This is a genomic window from Pseudomonas sp. HC1(2025), assembly GCF_058742075.1.
Window position 1 is genome coordinate 3081241 of the sequence record NZ_CP196017.1, and the last position, 19786, is coordinate 3101026.

Annotated in this window: 19 protein-coding genes and 1 pseudogene; 14 read left to right on the plus strand and 6 right to left on the minus strand. The window is 62.1% G+C overall.

The features are described from left to right. The 8 genes and pseudogenes from ACSSVH_RS13800 (at position 1) to ACSSVH_RS13835 (ending at position 9672) form a co-directional block, all read left to right on the plus strand. Positions 1-1020 carry an ABC transporter permease gene (locus ACSSVH_RS13800; protein WP_029291368.1) on the plus strand — a complete coding sequence of 340 codons (1020 nt, stop codon included), beginning with the start codon at positions 1-3 and terminating at the stop codon, positions 1018-1020. A 1-nt stretch (position 1021) separates the two neighbouring features. Beyond that, complete coding sequence (locus ACSSVH_RS13805) at positions 1022-2632, plus strand: ABC transporter ATP-binding protein (RefSeq protein ID WP_169953244.1); 1611 nt, start codon at positions 1022-1024, stop codon at positions 2630-2632. 628 nt (positions 2633-3260) lie between these two features. Then, on the plus strand, positions 3261-3650 hold the full coding sequence (locus tag ACSSVH_RS13810) for a hypothetical protein (RefSeq protein WP_169953242.1): 390 nt from the start codon (positions 3261-3263) through the stop codon (positions 3648-3650). A gap of 103 nt (positions 3651-3753) precedes the next feature. Beyond that, a pseudogene (locus ACSSVH_RS13815) lies at positions 3754-4372 on the plus strand (DNA adenine methylase); the annotation flags it as partial. A 204-nt stretch (positions 4373-4576) separates the two neighbouring features. Beyond that, positions 4577-5107 carry a sigma-70 family RNA polymerase sigma factor gene (locus ACSSVH_RS13820; RefSeq protein WP_169953240.1) on the plus strand — a complete coding sequence of 177 codons (531 nt, stop codon included), beginning with the start codon at positions 4577-4579 and terminating at the stop codon, positions 5105-5107. Then, positions 5104-6072, plus strand: coding sequence for a FecR domain-containing protein (locus ACSSVH_RS13825; protein WP_492633327.1), 969 nt, complete (start codon positions 5104-5106; stop codon positions 6070-6072). Before ACSSVH_RS13820 ends, ACSSVH_RS13825 begins: the two co-directional genes overlap by 4 nt. A gap of 133 nt (positions 6073-6205) precedes the next feature. Next, complete coding sequence (locus ACSSVH_RS13830; protein ID WP_170041301.1) at positions 6206-8674, plus strand: TonB-dependent siderophore receptor; 2469 nt, start codon at positions 6206-6208, stop codon at positions 8672-8674. A gap of 176 nt (positions 8675-8850) precedes the next feature. Then, positions 8851-9672, plus strand: coding sequence for an AraC family transcriptional regulator (locus ACSSVH_RS13835; protein ID WP_172311539.1), 822 nt, complete (start codon positions 8851-8853; stop codon positions 9670-9672). Between the two features lies 1 nt (position 9673). Here ACSSVH_RS13835 and ACSSVH_RS13840 read toward each other — a convergent pair whose 3' ends face one another. Both ACSSVH_RS13840 and ACSSVH_RS13845 read right to left on the minus strand, forming a co-directional pair. Continuing rightward, positions 9674-10261 (minus strand): LysE family translocator, encoded by a 588-nt coding sequence (locus tag ACSSVH_RS13840; protein ID WP_492633328.1) that lies wholly within the window; start codon positions 10259-10261, stop codon positions 9674-9676. Positions 10262-10366: 105 nt separating this feature from the next. Further along, positions 10367-10963, minus strand: a complete 597-nt coding sequence (locus ACSSVH_RS13845) for a GDP-mannose pyrophosphatase (RefSeq protein WP_492633329.1) — start codon at positions 10961-10963, stop codon at positions 10367-10369. 185 nt (positions 10964-11148) lie between these two features. Here ACSSVH_RS13845 and ACSSVH_RS13850 point away from each other — a divergent pair, with 185 nt between their 5' ends. Together ACSSVH_RS13850 and ACSSVH_RS13855 are read left to right on the plus strand one after the other, a co-directional pair. Then, the gene (locus ACSSVH_RS13850) at positions 11149-12318 is read left to right on the plus strand and encodes a GGDEF domain-containing protein (RefSeq protein WP_492633330.1); all 1170 of its coding nucleotides are present in this window, start codon (positions 11149-11151) and stop codon (positions 12316-12318) included. Positions 12319-12392: 74 nt separating this feature from the next. Then, positions 12393-13277: an alpha/beta hydrolase gene (locus ACSSVH_RS13855; protein WP_492633331.1), complete on the plus strand. Its 885-nt coding sequence runs from the start codon at positions 12393-12395 to the stop codon at positions 13275-13277. 243 nt (positions 13278-13520) lie between these two features. Here the strand turns inward: ACSSVH_RS13855 and ACSSVH_RS13860 are convergent, their stop codons facing one another. Beyond that, positions 13521-13730 carry a DUF3079 domain-containing protein gene (locus ACSSVH_RS13860; protein WP_172311545.1) on the minus strand — a complete coding sequence of 70 codons (210 nt, stop codon included), beginning with the start codon at positions 13728-13730 and terminating at the stop codon, positions 13521-13523. Between the two features lie 176 nt (positions 13731-13906). Between ACSSVH_RS13860 and ACSSVH_RS13865 the strand changes: the two genes are divergently transcribed. Genes ACSSVH_RS13865 through ACSSVH_RS13880 form a run of 4 tightly spaced genes read left to right on the plus strand, consistent with a single transcriptional unit; the run spans position 13907 to position 16979 of the window. Next, a complete protein-coding gene (locus ACSSVH_RS13865; protein WP_169953220.1) occupies positions 13907-14437 on the plus strand; it encodes an iron transporter in 531 nt (176 codons plus the stop codon). After that, positions 14438-14761 carry a cupredoxin domain-containing protein gene (locus ACSSVH_RS13870; protein ID WP_169953218.1) on the plus strand — a complete coding sequence of 108 codons (324 nt, stop codon included), beginning with the start codon at positions 14438-14440 and terminating at the stop codon, positions 14759-14761. A 17-nt stretch (positions 14762-14778) separates the two neighbouring features. Then, the gene (locus tag ACSSVH_RS13875) at positions 14779-15621 is read left to right on the plus strand and encodes an FTR1 family iron permease (protein WP_169953216.1); all 843 of its coding nucleotides are present in this window, start codon (positions 14779-14781) and stop codon (positions 15619-15621) included. A gap of 32 nt (positions 15622-15653) precedes the next feature. Next, entirely contained in the window at positions 15654-16979 is a 1326-nt protein-coding gene (locus ACSSVH_RS13880; protein ID WP_492634714.1) for a 4Fe-4S binding protein, read from the plus strand. A 196-nt stretch (positions 16980-17175) separates the two neighbouring features. Here the strand turns inward: ACSSVH_RS13880 and ACSSVH_RS13885 are convergent, their stop codons facing one another. The 3 genes from ACSSVH_RS13885 to nrdD all read right to left on the minus strand — a co-directional run bounded on the left by ACSSVH_RS13885 (position 17176) and on the right by nrdD (position 19742). Further along, positions 17176-18795 (minus strand): methyl-accepting chemotaxis protein, encoded by a 1620-nt coding sequence (locus ACSSVH_RS13885; RefSeq protein ID WP_169953215.1) that lies wholly within the window; start codon positions 18793-18795, stop codon positions 17176-17178. A 99-nt stretch (positions 18796-18894) separates the two neighbouring features. Then, entirely contained in the window at positions 18895-19590 is a 696-nt protein-coding gene (locus ACSSVH_RS13890) for an anaerobic ribonucleoside-triphosphate reductase activating protein (protein ID WP_262380983.1), read from the minus strand. Beyond that, positions 19587-19742 (minus strand): anaerobic ribonucleoside-triphosphate reductase, encoded by a 156-nt coding sequence (gene nrdD / locus ACSSVH_RS13895; RefSeq protein WP_029291331.1) that lies wholly within the window; start codon positions 19740-19742, stop codon positions 19587-19589. The genes ACSSVH_RS13890 and nrdD overlap by 4 nt, the downstream gene beginning before the upstream one ends. Positions 19743-19786: the final 44 nt, after the last annotated feature.

A 19786-nucleotide genomic window follows, 5' to 3' on the forward strand; every position in this document is an offset into this window, starting at 1 on the left:
ATGAATCTATCCCCCCTCAATCGCCGCCGCTTCGAACGCTTCAAGGCCAACAAACGCGGCTGGTGGTCGCTGTGGCTGTTCCTGATCCTGTTTGGCCTGAGCCTGGGAGCCGAGTTGATCGCCAACGACAAGCCGCTGGCCGTGCATTACGACGGCGACTGGTACTTCCCGGCGCTCAAGCGCTACCCAGAAACCACCTTCGGCGGCGAATTCCCCCTGGAAGCCAACTACAAAAGCCCGTACATCCGCGAACTGCTCAAGGCCAAGGATGCCTGGACGCTCTGGGCGCCGATCCCCTACAGCTACCAGAGCATCAATTACGACCTGAAAGTCCCGGCCCCGGCCCCGCCGTCGGCCGACAACCTGCTGGGCACCGACGACCAGGGCCGCGACGTGCTCGCACGGGTGATCTATGGCTTTCGGGTCTCGGTGCTGTTTGCCCTGACCCTCACGGTATTGAGTTCGATCATCGGCGTGGCGGCCGGGGCCTTGCAGGGATTCTATGGCGGCTGGGTCGACCTGGCCGGCCAGCGCTTCCTGGAAATCTGGTCCGGGCTGCCGGTGCTTTACCTGCTGATCATCCTTGCCAGCTTCGTGCAGCCGAACTTCTGGTGGTTGCTGGGGATCATGCTGCTGTTTTCCTGGATGAGCCTGGTGGACGTGGTGCGCGCCGAGTTCCTGCGCGGGCGCAACCTGGAATACGTGCGCGCGGCCCGGGCCCTGGGCATGCAGAACGGCGCGATCATGTTCCGCCATATCCTGCCCAACGCCATGGTCTCGACCATGACCTTCATGCCTTTCATCCTCACCGGCGCGATTGGCACCCTGACTGCCCTGGACTTCCTGGGCTTCGGCCTGCCCGCCGGCTCGCCGTCCCTGGGCGAGTTGGTGGCCCAGGGCAAATCCAACCTGCAGGCGCCATGGCTGGGCATCAGCGCCTTTGCGGTGCTGGCGATCATGCTGAGTTTGCTGGTGTTTATCGGCGAGTCCGCTCGCGATGCCTTCGACCCGAGGAAATGAGATGAATCAGGACAATCTGATCGAAGTCCGCGACCTCAGCGTCGAGTTCGTCACCGGCGAGCAGCATCAGCGCGTGGTGGAAAACATCAGCTTCGATATTCGCCGTGGTGAAACCCTGGCCCTGGTCGGCGAAAGCGGTTCCGGCAAATCGGTGACCGCCCACTCGATCCTGCGCCTGTTGCCCTACCCCCTGGCGCGGCATCCATCCGGCACCATCGAGTATGCCGGGCAGGATCTGCTGACCCTGAAAGAAAAGCCCTTGCGCCAGATTCGCGGCAACCGCATTGCGATGATCTTCCAGGAGCCGATGACCTCGCTGAACCCGCTGCACTCCATCGAAAAGCAGATCAACGAAGTGCTGGGCCTGCACAAGGGCCTGACCGGCAAGGCCGCGACCCTGCGCACCCTGGAGCTACTGGACCTGGTGGGCATCCCCGAACCGCACAAGCGCCTCAAGGCCCTGCCCCATGAATTGTCTGGCGGCCAGCGCCAGCGGGTGATGATCGCCATGGCCCTGGCCAACGAGCCGGAACTGCTGATCGCCGACGAGCCGACCACCGCCCTGGACGTGACCGTGCAGTTGAAGATCCTCGAACTGCTCAAGGAGTTGCAGGCGCGCCTGGGCATGGCGCTGCTGCTGATCAGCCATGACTTGAACCTGGTGCGGCGCATTGCCCACCGCGTGTGTGTGATGCAGCGCGGTTGCATTGTCGAGCAGGCGTCCTGTGAGGCGCTGTTCCGCTCCCCGCAGCACCCTTACACCCAGGAACTGCTGGCCGCCGAGCCCAGTGGCGGGCCGGCGACCAATGCGATTGGCCCGCCGCTGCTGGAAGTCGACGACCTCAAGGTCTGGTTCCCGATCAAGAAAGGCTTTTTGCGCAACACCGTCGACTACGTCAAGGCCGTGGACGGTATCCACTTCAGCCTGCCCCAGGGCCAGACCCTGGGCATTGTCGGTGAAAGCGGCTCGGGCAAATCCACCCTCGGCCTGGCGATCCTGCGGCTGATCGGCAGCAAGGGCGGGATCCGTTTTGAAGGCCAGCAACTGGACCAACTGACCCAACAACAGGTACGGCCATTGCGCCGGGAAATGCAGGTGGTGTTCCAGGACCCGTTTGGCAGCCTGAGCCCACGCATGTGCGTCAGCGAGATCGTCGGCGAAGGCTTGCGCATCCATAAGATCGGCACCGCTGGCGAACAGGAAGCGGCGATTATCGCGGCGCTCAAGGAAGTGGGGCTGGACCCGCAGACCCGCCACCGTTACCCCCACGAATTCTCCGGCGGCCAACGCCAACGCATCGCCATCGCCCGCGCCCTGGTGCTCAAGCCACGCCTGATCCTGCTGGACGAACCGACCTCGGCCCTGGACCGCACGGTACAGCGCCAGGTGGTGGAACTGCTGCGCAACCTGCAAGCCAAGTACAACCTGACCTACCTGTTCATCAGCCACGACCTGGCGGTGGTCAAGGCCCTGAGCCATCAGTTGATGGTGGTCAAGCAGGGCCAGGTGGTGGAACAGGGGGATGCCAAGACGATCTTCGCCGATCCGCAGCATGCCTATACCCGGCAGCTGCTGGAGGCCGCGTTCCTGGTGCCGACTTCGCGTATCTGATCTGGCTTGATGCTGGGGGGGGCGGGATCCACCGCTGCCTCCCACACTTGATGTTTAGGACTGAGATAAATACCAGGGGCGGTGCGAGATAAACCTGGGACACTCCGGGATAAAACGGTCCATGGTGAGCGGAGTTCTGAAATAGAGTTGCAGCCAGTGCAATGAAAATGACCACGCTACGTAACGAGGCCGCCGCCAAACCGTCGATACCGGCACCGACAAACGCACGGGCGAAATCAGAACCGCCCAGGTGACGCTGGTGCGCACCACCGACGCGGCAGGAAAACCGATCACGTTCCGCACGGACCCAGGCTTTAACCATGCCCCTGGTACCGGGTTGGCGGACATGTTCAAACGCAAACAAGAGGCCGCCTAGGAGACTGCAATGATCACTGTCGAACTCAATAGCCCCCGCCTGCCGGAGCTGCTGATGCGCAGCATTGCCGCCGAGCTGGCCAGCCAGACCAACGCTGAAAGAGACGAATGGTAGGGAATTTGCTCGAAACAACAGCCTGGCCTGTCAATTTTGACAGTAGCCGGCTTTCCATTAGTGTTGTGTCATCTCTCCTGCAGTGCCTCATTTTTGCAGGCAATACTCACGAATCCAGTTTTGGCAAGGAGAGCGAGCATGGCAAAGCCTACTACAACGACTAATTACACTGGCGTCATTACATCAATTGGTGACTACCCTCAGATAGCTATAGTTTGGGGAGAGCCAGAAAAACCTCCTACGAAGTCTGCGGTCGTAAAACCCGATGGAGGAAGTAAAGATGTGATTTTCGATATAGGTTCCAACTATGGACCGGAGGATTTTGATGGCGACGCTATAGATCCATTTCCTTTACCAGACGAACCGAGTGTTATTACAAAGTCCGATTTAGGACGGCCCACTGTGGAAGGCTCTATATCACCCTGGCCTAGCTTGCGCAGTAGTTACTTTAAGGTAGGAGATCGAGTGAGCTTTATCATCACAGATGGACCTTTAGGCGCTATACCTAATTCATTACGGAAAATTTAGTCACTTTTAACCGGCAGTTTTCTAAAAAACATCAACACTTTTTAAACTCGTTTAAAAGCCCTGGGCCACTCATTGGCCCAGGCTGTGCGCATCACTTCCAGCCAGCGCACTGTTCTTCCTACGGCCGGTACCGGCAGACGTCGAAGTGCTAAATGACGTTAACGGCGATCTAATCAACCTTTACCGAGTTGTACAGAACCAACTGGAAGAGTTTGTCAGGCAGTTCAAGTAGGCTTTGTCGAGCCGCCAGGTGTTTAAGTGGTTGCAAATAACCAGACCGGGAACGCTGACTGATATCCAGCGGGCCGCCAGATTCTATTACCTACAGCAGTCTGCCCTCGGGGGCCGCGTTGATGGTCAGACCTACGGTACGGCGACTACCACGTCACCAGGACTGAACTTGCTACGGAGCGAGGAGACTCTATCAGCAGCGCATCTTGGCTGGCAGGAGGTAATGAAGAAGTATGACCGTGAACATACGCTGTTCTACTGCGACCCTCCGTACTGGCAGACGCGGGGCTAGGGTGTTCCTTTCGGTCTGGAACAGTATGAGGCCATTATTAGCCTCAATGATCATCCTGACATTCGCAGGGTATTTGCCGGCTTTCACATGGAGAGTACCGATATCAAGTACACGGTCGGGGGGTGGTGCGGGGAGTGATGCAAAGGAGGTTCTGATCTTTAGCTGGGATATTCAGGCCGAGCCTGCCGGCCTGTTTTGATATTCTGTTGCAATGGGTGCAAAAAGAATCTGAAGTCATTTATCTCAGATTAAAGCGCGAGTTTTTCGCGCTCGGCATCAATTTGATCTGTGCAGATCTGCAGGCAACCTCTTTCGCAAAAGCAAACCAATATCATTTGCGCTGGCCGCAGGCCTTTGCTTTAATCGCGACCAATTCCTATTCACGTCATGGCATCAGCGCCGGTTGGATATTGTGTCGACTTCCCCCACGCCATTCAGTCAGCTCTACGGCAGCCACCACTCCTGGCTGCTCGGCCTGTTGCGCCGGCGCCTGAGCAATCGCTGGGATGCCGCCGATCTGGCGCAAGACACCTTTATCCGCGTCCTCAAGCGCCCGCCCGACCAGGCCGATGCCGTGCGTGAGCGCTCCTACCTGGCAACCATCGCCCGGGGCCTGTGCATCGACCATTGGCGCCGCCGTCAACTGGAACAGGCCTGGCTGCAAAGCCTCGCCGAGCGCCCGCAAGCGGTGCAGCCATCGCCGGAACAGCGGGCGATCATCGTCGAAACCCTGTACGAAGTAGACGCCATGCTCGCGCGCCTGCCGCGCAAGGTCAGCGACGCGTTCCTGCTGGCGCAACTGCATGGCCTGACCTACAAGCAAATCGCCGTGCAACTGGGGGTCTGTGAGCGCATGGTGAAAAAATACATGGCCCAGGCGCTGTTGCACTGCGCGGTGCTGGAAGCCGAACTCGACGGGTTGCTGGTGGAATGAACTCCAGCGCAAAACTCAGCCACGCCAGCCTGCAGCAGGCAGCCCAATGGTATGTGCGCCTGCAAGACCCGCAAGGCGACAGCCAGGCGCAGCAGCATTGGCAAATATGGCTGGGGCAGAACCCCGAGCACCAGGCCGCCTGGCGTTACGTCGAGCGCGTCAGCCAACGCTTCGCACCCCTGACCGACGAACCCATCGGCGCTGGCCGCGCCCTGCGCAGCAGCCGGCGGCAAACCCTCAAGACGCTACTGGTGCTGGGCGCAGGTTCAGCATTGACCTGGGGCACCTGGCGCAGCACCGCCCTGCCCCGGGTGGTCGGCGGCTGGAGCGCTGACTACGCCACGGCCAGCGGCGAGATCCGCGATGCCGTGCTCACCGACGGCACCCATATCTGGCTCAACGCCCTGAGCGCCATGGACGTGCGGTTCGACGCCCGGCAGCGCCTGCTGCAACTGCGTTTTGGCGAAGTGCTGATCGACACCGCCAAGGACCTCCAGCGCCCGTTCCTGGTCGACACCGAGCACGGCCGCCTGCACGCCCTAGGCACCCGCTTCAGTGTGTTGCAAGGCGAGGACGGCACCCACCTGAATGTCTTCGACGGCCGGGTAGAAGTGCGCACCGCCGATAGCCAGCAGGTGCGCATTATCGAGACCGGGCAACAGGCGGTGTTCGATCGGCGCACGATCCGCAGTACGGTCGCGGCATCCGCCACCCGCGAGGCGTGGAGCCGGGGTGTGCTGCTGGCCGACAACCTGCCCCTGGGCCAATTGATTGGCGAACTGAACCGCTACCGGCCCGGCCACCTGGGTTGTGATCCGGCCGTGGCCCACCTGCCAGTGATGGGCTCGTTCCCGCTCAAGGACAGCGAGCATGCGTTGCGGCTGCTGGAGGCGGCGTTGCCGATCCAGGTAGACAGAATGCTGCCGTGGTGGGTCAACGTAGGCCCCAGACACACCGCCCTGTAGGAGCTGGCTTGCCGCTTCCTACAAAAGATTGATCGGGGCAACATTTTTTCACTCCCGCAGTTCCCCTTTTCGACGTTCGTTCGGTTAACCCAGCAGACGCTTTCACATTCGCCGAATCCGTAGGGAACCTTCCATGCCGCAACCCGCTGCTTTCACGCTGCGCCCCCTGGCGCTGGCCATCACTGCGACCCTGCTCTGCCTGGGCCCGCTCAATGTGCAGGCGGTGGAAACGCCGTCTACCCAGCAAACCACGCGCAGCTACAACATCGGCGCTGGGTCGCTGGTCAGCGTGCTGAATCGCTTTGCCGAGCAGTCCGGGGTGTTTATCGCCGGCCACAACAGCCTGGCAGCCGGAAAGACCAGCCCTGGACTCAGTGGCAGCTACACCCCGGCCGCCGGGTTGCAGCGGTTATTGCAAGGCAGTGGTTTGCAGGCCCAGCCCCAGGGCGACAATGGCTATGTGCTGGAACTGGCGCCGCTCAATACCGGCGAACTGGAGCTGGGCGCCACCACCATCTCCGGCGTGGCCCTGGGTGCCACCACCGAAGACAGCCACTCCTACACCACCGGCTCGATGGCCTCGGCCACCGGCCTGCCGCTGTCGATCCGCGAGACACCGCAGTCGGTCACCGTGATCACCCGTCAGCAGATGGATGACCAGGGTTCCAACAACATCGCCGACACCCTGCGCCGCGCCCCTGGCGTCAGCGTGCAGAACTACGACAGCGAGCGCTGGGAGTTCTCCAGCCGCGGCCTGCCGATCACCAACTTCCAGTACGACGGCGTCAACTCCACCTATGACGGTGTGTACGACTACGGCACCACCAGTACCGACATGGCGGTGTACGACCACCTGGAAATCATCAAGGGCTCATCGGGCCTGATGAGCGGCTCAGGCGATCCTTCGGCCACGGTCAACCTGATCCGCAAAAAGCCCACCAAGGACTTCAAGGCCTCGGTCACCGGCACCGTGGGTTCCTGGGACAACTACCGCACCGAAGGCGATATCTCCGGGCCGCTGACCGAGTCGGGCAATGTGCGCGGGCGCTTTGTCGGGGTTTACCAGGATCGCTCGTCGTACCTGGACCACTACCAGCACACCAAGGACATTGCCTACGGCATCCTCGAAGCCGATCTGACCCCCGACACCCTGCTGACCTTCGGCATAGACCAGCAGGACACCCGCTCCCGTGGCGCCAGCTGGACCGGGTTCCCGATGTATTTCAGCAATGGCAATCGCACGAATTTCTCGCGCTCGTTCAACCCGGCTGCCGACTGGAGCCGCCGCGACTTCCAGAACCAGACGATCTTCGCCTCGGTCCAGCAAAAACTGGCCAACGACTGGTCGCTCAAAGTCAGCCTGGACCGCAAGCGCAGCCAGCACGACACCCTGCTCGCCTCCGCCAGCGGTGGCAACCCGGACCAGGTTACCGGCGAAGGCATGTACATGTTCATGGGCAAGTACAAGGGCGACCAGGTGCAGAACACCCTCGACGTCAACCTCAACGGCCCGTTCAGCCTGTTTGGCCGCGAGCATGAGTTGATCATGGGCTTTATGGCGACCCGTTCAAAACAGGATGTGCCGGTCTACGGCTCGATCTACCCGCCAGTGGGCGGCAGCATCTATGACTGGCGTGGCGAATACGCCAAGCCGGACATCCCGCGCAGCGGCCAGAACGATATTGTGCAACGCCAGACCGGCGCCTACCTGGCGACCCGCCTCAAACCTACCGATGACCTGTCGGTGATCCTGGGTACCCGCGTCAGCAATTTCAGCAACACCGACACCACCGACTTCTACGCTGCAACGACCGCCGACGCCCGCAGCAGCTACAAGCAAACCGGGGTGGTGACGCCCTACGCCGGGGTGGTCTACGACCTCAACGATATCTGGTCGGTGTACAGCAGCTACACCAAGATCTACCGGCCACAGAACAGCAAGGACGCCGATCGCAAGTTGCTCGACGCAATCGAAGGCGACACCTACGAAGCCGGGCTCAAGGCGGCCTTTTTCGATGGCCGCCTGAATGCCAGCTTCGCCGCGTTCCGCATCGAACAGGACAACGTCGCGCAATACGTCTCGGGCTTTGAAAGCGACTCGATCTATCGCCCGATTGCCGGTGCCACCACCAAGGGCTTTGAGGTGGAACTGGCTGGCGAAGTGCTGGACGGCTGGAATGTCTCGGCCGGCTACACCTACCAGCACACCCGCGATGCCAACGACGATTACGTCTACAGCTCGGTGCTGCAAACCACCACGCCGCAACAAGTGGTGCGCCTGTTCAACACCTACCGCCTGCCTGGCGCGCTGGACAAGGTAACCCTCGGTGCCGGGGTCAACTGGCAGAGCGAGTTCTTCGGCAATGTGTTCCAGCCCAACCCGAATGACACGGTCAACTTCGGCCAATACACACGCATCACCCAGGACAGCTACTACCTGGTAGACCTGATGGCGCGCTATCGCTTCAACGAGCACCTGAGTGCCACCTTGAACGTGAAAAATGCCCTGGATAAAAAGTACTACACCGGCCTGGGCAACTTCGGTACCGGCTTCTACGGCGAGCCGCGCAGCCTGCAACTGGCGACGCGCTGGGACTTCTAAGCCCTGGATACGCCCCCTAAAAATGTAGGAGCTGGCTTGCCCGCGATGTCGGTAGAGCAGTCGCCAAATCCCCCGACTGAACCACCGCCATCGCAGGCAAACCGGATCCTACATAAGGTCGGCTCCGTATTTATGTGCAATCATCGGGCTCCTACAAGATCTTCGGAGATTGCATCATGTCGCTGCCCGACCTGGCCGCCCCGCGCTTCTGGCGTGATGCCAGCCTGCCGTTTATCGAGGCGCGCACCATCGATGACGGGCGCAAGGTCTGCTACACCCGGCATGCCCACGATCATTTCTCGATTGGTGCGATCACCGCCGGGCAGAGCCTGTATATCCATGGCCCGGACACGTTCCAAATCCACACCGGCACCGTGGTGCTGATGAACCCCGGCGACGTGCACGCCTGCAATCCCATCGACGACCAGCCCTGGTCGTATCACATGCTTTATATCGACACACCCTGGCTGACCGACCTGCAACACCAGTTGGGGTTTGCCTGCGACTTGGACTTTCGCCGCTTCAGCACCACCCATACCGATGACCCGCTGCTGTTTGCAGGCCTGCTTGAGCTGTACGCCGTGCTGACCGACGAGCACGCCGAACAGCTGCACAAACACAGTGCCGTGGTGAGTTTTTTCACTGAGGTACAGCTGCGCCTGAACCCCGCTGCGACGCGGCTACGGGAGATCAATCACAAGCTCGAACGCGCCGCCGAGTACATCCGCGAACATTGCACCGAGGCGCTGAAACTCGACGAGATCTGCCAGGCCGCGCAGCTGTCGCCGTCGTACCTGATCCGTGCGTTCAAGCAGTCTTACGGGATGACACCCCATGCATTCCTGGTCAACCAGCGGATCCAGTTTGCCCGCAACCAACTGCGCAACGGCCAGTTGATTGCCGATGTGGCACTGGCCGCAGGCTTTGCCGACCAGGCGCACTTCCAGCGCACGTTCAAGCAACACCTGGCCGCCACGCCTGGGCAATATCGCGGCTGACTCAGCCCAGCAACAGGTACGCCACACTGAGCACCAGCAACAGTGCCATGGCCCGGTTGAACAGGTGCATGCCCTGGGCATTGCTCAGGTAACGACGCAAGAACGTGCCCACATACGACCAGCACGCCACCGACAGGTAGCAAATCACCAGGTACACCGCCGCCAGTTGCCAGACCCGCGTGGCCTCGCCATCGGCCGCAAACAGCCCCATGCCCGCCACGCACGCCAGCCAGGCCTTGGGGTTGAGCCATTGCATGACCGCGCCATACAACATCGACGGCGCAACGCCGGCCTCTTGGGCATCCAGCCGGCCGTCATCGATCGCCAGCTTGTAGGCCATGTACAGCAGGAATACCACCCCACCCCACTGGATGCCCTGGGTCAAGATCGGCCAACGCACCAGCAGTTCGTGCAGGCCCAGGCCGATCAACACCAACAACACCGTGAACCCCAGCGCCGCGCCGGCCACGTGCTTCTGACTGGCGACAAAACCAAAGCGCGCACCCGAGCCAAGGGCGACGATATTGACAGGGCCGGGGGTGATAGAGGTCGCCAGGGCGAAGGCGGCCATGGACATGAGCACACTCATTGCACTTCCTTTTTGTAATGACAGGGGGACGAGGCCTGTACGCTACGTTCCTGTAGCCAGTGCGTATTGAAGAAAATGCCCCTGCAGGAGCCGGAAAGCCGGCGTCTACGCAAGCGTCAGGGTCGCCTTGAGCAGCCGCAGCTCCAGGTATTGCAGGAGCATGATGGTCTTGCCATCGACAATCTCACCGCGCGTTACCATGGCGATGGCCTCGTCAAACCCCAGCTCCAGCACGTCGATATCCTCGCCCTCCTCTTCAAGCCCGCCGCCCTCGCCCACACGGTCGCCAGGCTGGTACTCACCGATAAAGAAATGAATGCGCTCGGTCACCGAACCCGGACTCATGAATGCCGAGTAGATTTTCTCGACATGGCCGATGCGGTAGCCGGTCTCTTCCTCGGCTTCCAGGCGGATACGCTCTTCAGGGCTGGCGTTGTCCAGCAGGCCCGCGGCGGTTTCGATCAGGTAGCCGTCGTGGCCATTGACGAAGGTCGGCATGCGGAACTGGCGAATCAGCAACACCGTGCGCTGCAAGGTGTTGTACAGGAGGATGGTCGCGCCATTGCCGCGGTCGTACACCTCGCGGGTCTGGGCTTGCCAACTGCCGTCGCGGCGGCGCAGATCGAAGCTGTACTTTTTCAGCAGATACCAGTTGTCCGAGAGCAGCTCTTCGTCGGTGATGCGTACGGGGCTGTTGTCCATGGGAAGTCCTTTTGGTCGCAGGGGGGCGCAGCATGTCGGGGACGTGCGCTCAGCGTCAAGCTGTCCTTAGGCCAGCATTGATCCGCGTTATCCGGCTACAATTGCGCCCTTTCTGCACCGGATGACCGCTTTGGCGTGTGTCTGCCGGGGGTTATCTCGACAGTGCATCTTGCGGGGTCAAGGACATGATGCTGCACATACCGACGCTCTTGATGGTCGCGGTCTTCGTTTTTTGCCTGATGGGCCTGCTCACTGTCCACGCCTGGCACCGTGTGCGCGAGCCCACCCTGGGCTATTTGGGGGTGATGCTGTTGCTGGCGTCCCTCGGCACCGCCTTGATCGTGGTGCGCGGCGTGGGCGTGGATTTTGTCGCGCTGGTCCTGGGCAATGTGGTGCTGTTGCTCAGCGCCGCCATGAACTGGACCGCCATGCGCCTGTTCGTCCATGGCAAGCCGCACCTGCCGGGCATCCTCGCAGGCCCGGCGCTGTGGCTGGTGATGTGCCTGGTGCCACCGTTTTATGGCTCGATGTCCAGCCGGGTGACCCTGTACTCCCTGGTAGCCGCCAGCTATGGCGTGCTGTCGGCGCTGGAGTTGTGGCGCCATCGCCGACACCTGGAAGTGGCCTATCTGCCGGCGGTGGGGCTGATGCTGTTTCACACGACGTTTTACTGCGTGCGCGCCGTGGTCGATCCCGGCATGCCGATCAAGAATGAAAACACGCTGGTGGGCGAAGGCGTGCCGTTCTTCTCGTTCATGTTGTTCGAATCGATGCTGTATGCGATCGGCATCGCCTACGTCACCCTGGCGATGGTCAAGGAGCGCGCCGAGCTCAACTTCAAGGCCGCCGCCCTCACCGACGTACTGACCGGTATCGGCAATCGCCGGGCCTTCATGCTGCATGGCGAAAAACTTCTGGCCGACAGCCAGCAACACGGCAAGCCGGTGACTTTGCTGTTATGCGACCTCGACTATTTCAAGCGCCTCAACGACAGTTTCGGGCACCCCATGGGCGACCAGGCGTTGATTGCCTTCAGCCAACTGACCTCGTCGATCCTGCGCAAGCACGATCTGTTCGCGCGCATCGGCGGCGAAGAGTTTGCCTGCCTGCTGGCCGATACCGATGAGCAAGGCGCCGTGCAGGTCGCCGAACGCATTCGCCAGCGGTTTGCCGAACTGGACCTGCTGGCGCCGGGGTTCCTCAGTGTGAGTATCGGGGTGGTGACCACCACTGCGGGCTGCCACGATCTGTCGCGGCTGTTGTCCCAGGCAGACCAGGCGCTGTACCGCGCCAAGGACCAGGGACGCAACCGCGTGCAGACCGCCTGCAACACTTTGCAAGCAATCGCTCCCTGACGGCTGTCTGAATAATCCCTTCACTGGCAAGGCATCTGGTAAAAATCCTGCTTTGCGCTCGCCCTGGAACCGCCATGTCCTCACGTTTTCTCTCACGCCTGCGTCTGCGCTGGCTGCCCCTGCTGTGCATGGCACTGCTGATCCTGGGCCTGCCGGTGGGGTGCAATGTGCTGCAACACAAGGAGCGGGAACTGGTGTTTCGTATCGAGCCCGGTACTGCCAGTTGGTATCGCGGCCTGCCCAGCGATGTGCAGGAGTTCGAACTCAAGCCGGCCAGCTTCAAGTCCGGGCAGAGCCTGCATGGCTGGTGGTGGCCGGCGGCGAAAAAAGACGCGCCGGCGATCCTCTACCTGCACGGGGTGCGCTGGAACCTCACCGGCCAGTTGTTTCGCATCGAGCAACTGCACGCCCAGGGCTACTCCGTGCTGGCCATCGACTACCGGGGCTTTGGCCAGAGCCGGGGCGACCTGCCATCAGAAACCAGCGTTTACCAGGATGCACGGATTGCCTGGGAGCGCTTCCAGGTGCTGCAACCGGAGCCGGGCAAGCGCCTGATCTACGGCCACTCCCTGGGCGGCGCCGTAGCCATCGACCTCGCGGCCGAACTGGGTCAGCAGGCCGCCGCGCAACAGCTGCCGCCACCGGTACGTGGGCTGGTGATCGAATCCACCTTTACCTCCCTGGCCGATGTTGCGGCGGCGGTGGCCAACACCTCGCTGCCGGTGCGCTGGTTGCTGTCGCAGAAGTTTGATTCCATCGACAAAATCGCCGATATCCACATGCCCTTGCTGGTGGTACACGGCCTCGATGACCGCTACGTACCGCCGCGTTTCAGCCAGCAATTATTTGATGCCGCCCAAGAGCCCAAGCATTTGCTGCTGGTGCCGGGAGCCAGCCACAACAACAGCCTGAGCCTGGGGGGGCGCAGCTATCGCCAGGCACTGCAGGGTTTGCTGTAAAAGTGCGAATCCGGCACCGATTTCAACGATGCGTGTCAAGCGCAAGCCGCGCGCCAAAAGGCTTGCAAACGATCCTGATCAAATATTGACCGCAGCTAGAATCGCCAGTGCTGCCGGGGCCACGCAAGGTTATCCACAGAGATACCCACGGTTTTCGTGGACAACTCTTTTTGCATTTAACCGTTTTTTATCCGCCACCACCTGCATACCCGGCAACGGCGCCGCACATTGCCTCCTTCGCGGTCAGTTGCCCTGCGCCACCTTATCCGTGGCAATCGGCAACTCAATGCCCCAGTCGCCATGCAGGTACCAGTCCTCACCGATCATCTCGGCCGGATGCATGGTGCGGTCGGCGCCGTTGCCGCAGGCCAGCGCAGTGGTCGCGCAATAACGGTCGCAGCCCCAGCAGATACGCTCGGGGTGTTTGGGGTTGAGCGGGAACGGCTTGGCCATGAGCAGGCTCCACAGCGGTGGGCGGTGATTTGATCCTACGGCCAGCGCCTGCCCACAGCCTTGACCAACGTCAAGAATGGTTGTGGCCACAGACCTGGAAACTTGACGGGAATCATTATTATTTACAGCAAAGCTTTCTAGACTCGGCTTCTCATTTGCCCTGTCAGGAAACACCCATGCGCATCCCCTTCACGCTGTCACTGGCCCTGCTGCTGTCGACTGGCGCGGCCGTCGCCAAGGAATACCCGATCGGCGAGCCACAAATGTGTCCCGGCCTGGAAGTCGGCGCGGTCTATCTGCAACCAATCGAAATGGCGCCACCGGGCATGATGCGCGCCACTGCCGATTCGGATGTGCACCTGGAGGCCGACATCCGCGCCACCGCCGACAACCAGCAGGGCTTCCAGGAAGGCAGTTTCGTACCCTACCTGAACGTAACGTTCCGCCTGCAGAAACAAGGCGGTGCCAGCCCGATCATCGGTGAATTCCACGCCATGGTGGCTAACGACGGGCCGCATTACGGCGACAACGTCAAACTGCTCGGCCCTGGCAAATACCAACTGACCTTCACGGTGATGCCGCCCAGCGGTCATGGCTCACTGGGGCGGCATACCGACAAGGAAACGGGCGTAGCCCCTTGGTTCGAGCGCTGCGAAGTGCATTACGAATTCGTCTATGCGGGGATCGGCAAGAAAGGCGGTTACTGAATGCGCAATCCCCTCGCCTTGTGCGCGCTGCTGGCCTGTGGCACGGCTCTGGCGGCGCCCTTGCCCACCTATGAATTAACCCTGCAAGACGGCCACTTCAACCCGGCACAACTCAAGGTGGCGGCCGGCCAGCGCTTCAAGATCGTGCTGAAGAATATCGGCCAGGGCCCGGCCGAGTTCGAGAGCACGCCGCTGCGCGTGGAAAAAGTGCTGTCGCCGGGGGTGACCACCTTTGTCGTGATCCACCCGCTCAAGCCCGGCGCCTATCCGTTTTTCGACGAATTCAACTCACAGCTGCCCGAGGGCAGCATCCTTGCCGAATAACGGCCCGGGAGCATTTGATGAATCAATCGATGTTTATCGTCTGGCGCGAAAGCGTCGAGGCGTTGCTGGTGATCGGCATTCTCCAGGCCTGGATCAGCCAACAGCCCGAGGGCTCGCGCCTGGGGCGCTTCCTGTGGGCCGGCGTGGCGCTGGGCCTGCTGTGTTCCGCCGGGTTGGCCGGCTTGATGCTGTGGGCCGGCGAAGCCATGAGCGGCCCCAGCGGCGAATGGTTCCAGGCCGGCATGACCTTGCTGGCAAGCCTGTTGATGGTACAGATGGTGTTCTGGATGCACCGCCACGGGCCAAACCTGCGCCATACCCTGCTGCGCGACGCCGACCAGCGCGCGGCGCGCCAGGGCGGCCTGGGGTTGTTGTTGCTGGCGTTGTTGGCGGTCAGCCGCGAAGGCAGCGAAAGCGTGGTGTTCCTGTACGGTGCCGGTGCCCAGCTACACGGCCCGGCACTGGGCCTGTTCGCCGTTGGCGGCGTGCTCGGCCTGGTGTTGGCCGGGCTGACGGTGATGCTGCTGCGCAGCACGCGGCGGCTGATCTCCTGGTCGCGGTTTTTTGCTCTCAGCGAGGTGCTGTTGCTGCTGTTGGCGGCGGCCCTGCTGGTGGCCGCCGTGGAACGTATTGGCGGGCAGCTGTTGGCCATGGACATGCCCGATTGGGTCTACACCCTGGTGGGCGAAGCCTGGTGGGACAGCACTGCCCTGCTCAGTGACAGCCACGGCCTGGGCGCAGTGCTCGCCGGCTTTGCCGGGTACCGCGCGACGCCCAGCGCAGTCACCCTGCTGGTGCTGGCAGGCTATTGGCTGCTGGTCGGCCAAGGGCTGTATCGCGCCCGACGAGCGCCGTTGTGAACAGCCCCTGGCTGCAACGCCTGGGGGATGGCATGCGCCGCCATGGGCGGTTGATTCGCGGCGTGCAATGGGCGGTAGTGCTGTTCTACGCAGGACTGCTGGTCGTGCCCGCGTTGCTCGCGCTGCCCAGCAGCCAGGCGCGCCTGCTGGACAACCTGACCCTACTGGCACAGTTCCTGTTCTGGGGCGTGTGGTGGCCGTTCGTGGTGCTGTCCATCGTGCTGTTTGGCCGTGTGTGGTGCGGCGTGCTCTGCCCCGAAGGCTCCTTGAGCGAATGGGCCAGCCACCATGGCCGCGGCCTGGGTATCCCCAACTGGATCCGCTGGGGCGGCTGGCCCACCGTGGGTTTCTGCCTGACCACCCTCTACGGCCAGTTGATCAGTGTGTACGACTACGCCCAGGCCGCCTTGCTGATCCTCGGCGGCTCAACGGTGGCCGCAGTGCTGGTGGGCCTGCTGTTTGTGCGCGGCAAACGGGTGTGGTGCCGCTACCTGTGCCCGGTCAGCGGTGTTTTCGCCCTGCTCGCGCGCCTGGCGCCGGTGCACTTCCAGGTCGACGAGCAACGCTGGAAAGCCAACGACGGCCCGCGCCTGCCCTTGCCCAACTGCGCGCCGCTGCTGGACATCCGCCGCCTGCAAGGCGCCAGCGATTGCCACGCGTGCGGGCGCTGTAGCGGGCAACGCGGCGCGGTGCAGTTGATTGCCCGTTCATGCAACAGCGAAATCCTCCAGGCCCCGCGCAAACCCGCGCAGCCCTGGGATACGCGCTTGTTGCTATTTGGAGTGATCGGCCTGGCGATGGGCGCCTTCCAGTGGACCGTCAGCCCTTGGTTCATCACGTTCAAACAGTTCGTCGCACAGTGGCTGGTGGAACACGATTGGCTATGGCCGTTGCAGGACAGCGCGCCCTGGTGGTTATTGACTCATTATCCCCAGGCCAACGACAGCTTCAGTTGGCTGGATGGCTTTTGCATCGTCGTGTACCTGGGCGCCAGCAGCCTGTTGATCGGCGGCGCATTGATGGGGCTGGTGCGCCTGGCCGCAGGCTTGAGTGGGGACCGTGCACGGTATTGGGCCCTGGCGCTGACCTTGACGCCCCTTGGCGGTGCGGGGCTGTTCCTCGGGCTGTCGGCAACCACGGTGAAGTTGTTGCGTTATGAAGGGTTGTTACTGGAATGGGTGCAACCGGCGCGCGGCGCATTGCTGGCCGGGGCTGTCGCTTGGTGTGTGTGGCTGGCGTGGCAACAGTTGGCCGACACACCCTTGGCGCGACGCTGCGCGGCCTCGGCTTGCCTGCTACTGGCTGTTGGGCTGGTGGCGTATGGCTGGTGGCTACAGTTCTGGGGCTGGAGCCTGTAGAACACCGTTCAATTAAGCGAACGCGATGCTCAAAGCAGCGAAGATCAAATGTGGGAGCGGGCTTGTCGGATCGCCGCATCGCCGCGAAGGCGTCGGCCCAGCAACCATTGATGTTGACTGACCCACTGCTTTCGCGAGCAAGCCCGCTCCCACAGGGGATCTGCGCTTAACTGAACGACATTAGGGAGGCCCAGCGCTAAACGCGGAACCTGGCGACCGTCAGGTGCAACTCGCTGGCCATCTGTGCCAATTCATGCCCCGCCGTATCGGTATGCCGGGCCCCCAGCAACACCTGCTCGGACAGGTTGCGAATGCCCACCAGGTTGCGATCCACCTCCCGCGCCACCAATGCCTGCTCTTCAGTGGCGCTGGCGATCATCAGGTTGCGTTCGTTGATCTGCGAGATCGACTGGGTAATCGCTTCCAGGGCTTCGCCCGAACGCTGTGCCACGCCCAAAGTGGCCCGTACCAGGTCACTGCTGCCCTGCATCGCGGTCACAGCCTGTTCGGTGTCTTGGCGGATATTGCCGATCATCTGCTCGATCTCCTGGGTCGAGGCCTGGGTGCGATGGGCCAGGGCCCGCACCTCATCGGCCACCACCGCAAACCCGCGCCCGGCGTCCCCGGCCCGTGCCGCTTCGATGGCCGCGTTGAGCGCCAGCAGGTTGGTCTGGTCGGCAATGCTGCGGATTACTTCCAGCACGCCACTGATGTCCTGCACCCGCCCGGCCAGTTGCTGGATCCGCACCGAGGTGCCACTGACGCCGTCGGCCAGGGTGTTGATCGAGGCGACCGTTTCCTGCACTTGATCGCGCCCCAACTGGGCGGTCTGCGCCGACAAGCGCGAGGCTTCACTGGTGCTCACCGCATTGCGCGCCACTTCATCGACCGCCGCCGTCATCTCGTTGACCGCCGTGGCGGCCTGTTCGATCTCCATGCCTTGCAACTGCAAGCTGCTGCTGGTCTGGCTGCTGACCGCGCTCAACTCCTCGGAAGAGCTGGCCACACGATCCACTGACGCGGCGATCTGGCGCACCATTTCGTTGAGGTTGTGCTGCATCTGCTGCATGTTTTTCATCACGCTGCCATCAGCGCTGCCCGCCGTTGGTACCGGGGTGGTCAGGTCGCCCTGGGCAATCTGGCTCAACACACGGGCGGCCTCGTCGGGCTCACCGCCCAGGGGCCGGGTCACGCTGCGGGTGACAATCACCGCTGCCGCCACCACCAGGGCCACGCACAGCAGGAACAGCCCGAGCATGTTGCGCCGTGCCTCGCTGTACAGGGTCTGCGCCGCGTGTTCGCGCTCGGTAAAGATCTGCCCCTGCAGGGCCATCATCGCCTCCAGGCTCTTGAAGACGGCCTGCTCGGCAGGTTGTACGTTCTGCTTGAGCTGCGCCACACCCTCGGCATGGGCGCCCTGGCGGATCAGCGCCTGCACCTGGGTAAAGGCGTCGACATAGGCTTCGCGGCGCTGTTTCAGATCGGCATAGGCCGCCTGGCCCGTCGGCGTGTTGAACAATGGCTCCAGCTGGGTGAAGGCATCGGTGATGCGTTGCCGGGTGGAGGCAATGGCCTGTTGCGCGGCCTGGTTGTCCTGGTCGATCAGCAAGTCACGGGTGTTGCGGCCGTTGTCGCGCACACCGGTGGCAATCACCATGATCGGGGCGATTTTCGGCCAGTCCTGCTGCACGATCAGCTCCGACTGTTGCTTGAGGGTGCCCAGGTCATGCAAGGCATAGAACGCCATGCCAGCCAGGGCCAAGGGTGCGATGGCAAAGCCGATCGCGATGCGGCGGGCGGTGGTTAATCGAGTCATGTCATAAGCTCCCTGATGAATACCTGCCCACGAGGGGCAGCATCTTTGATAATCCGGTGGGAGTTCAATCGCCACGCTTGAAAGGGCTCCGCGAAGGGATCAGCCCCGTAAAACAAATGCCGGGAACAATGCCCGCATTTTCTCCCATAGTTCAGGCAGCAAGGCCTGTGCCGAAACGCTCGGCAGTTGCTCATCGAGCATGCGCGCGGTGCGCACCAACTGTACGGCGAAGCGCTTGACTCCCCGTTCCTGCAAACGCTGGGCCAGCTGCAACAGGCGCTGCGGGTCGATCAGGTGCCAATGCACGGTGGTGCGGCATTCATAGTCCACGCCGCTGTGCAGCAGCAGGTCGAGGCTGCGCCAATTGGCGGCGCCGCTGCCCTTGACCTGGGTGATCAACTGGCAGTCCTCGGCCAGGGCCTTGACGTCGAAGCCAACCCAGTCGGCATGGGCCAGGGCATGGCCGAATGCACTGGGCTTGATCCCGGCACTGTGCAGGCCGATACGAAAACCCATCTCGCGCACTTCGTCCATGGCGGCCGGCAGGCCTTCCTGCAAGGTCGGTTCACCACCGCTGAACACCACGGCGTCCAGCAGGTCCTGGCGGCGTTGCAGAAACAGCAAAACCCGGCGCCAATCCACCTCATCGCTGCCGCGAGGGGGGATCAAGTCCGGGTTATGGCAATACCGACAGCGCCAGGCACAACCCTGGCAAAACAGCACGCAGGCGAGCATGCCGGGGTAGTCGAGGGTGGTCAGGGGCACCATGCCCCCGACCCGTAGCGCTCGACTCATTGGCGCCCGGCCGCAGCGGCACTTTCGGTAAAGTGCGCGCGCTCACGGTGCTCCGATTGTTTGCCGGGGTTAAAGGCCGAAACCGGTCGGTGGTAACCCATGACACGGGTCCAGACTTCACAGCGTTGGCGTTGTGGCTGGGTGGTTTGCATGGTGAATCTCCTTGGGGTTGGAATACGTTGGGCCCTTGGCCGGC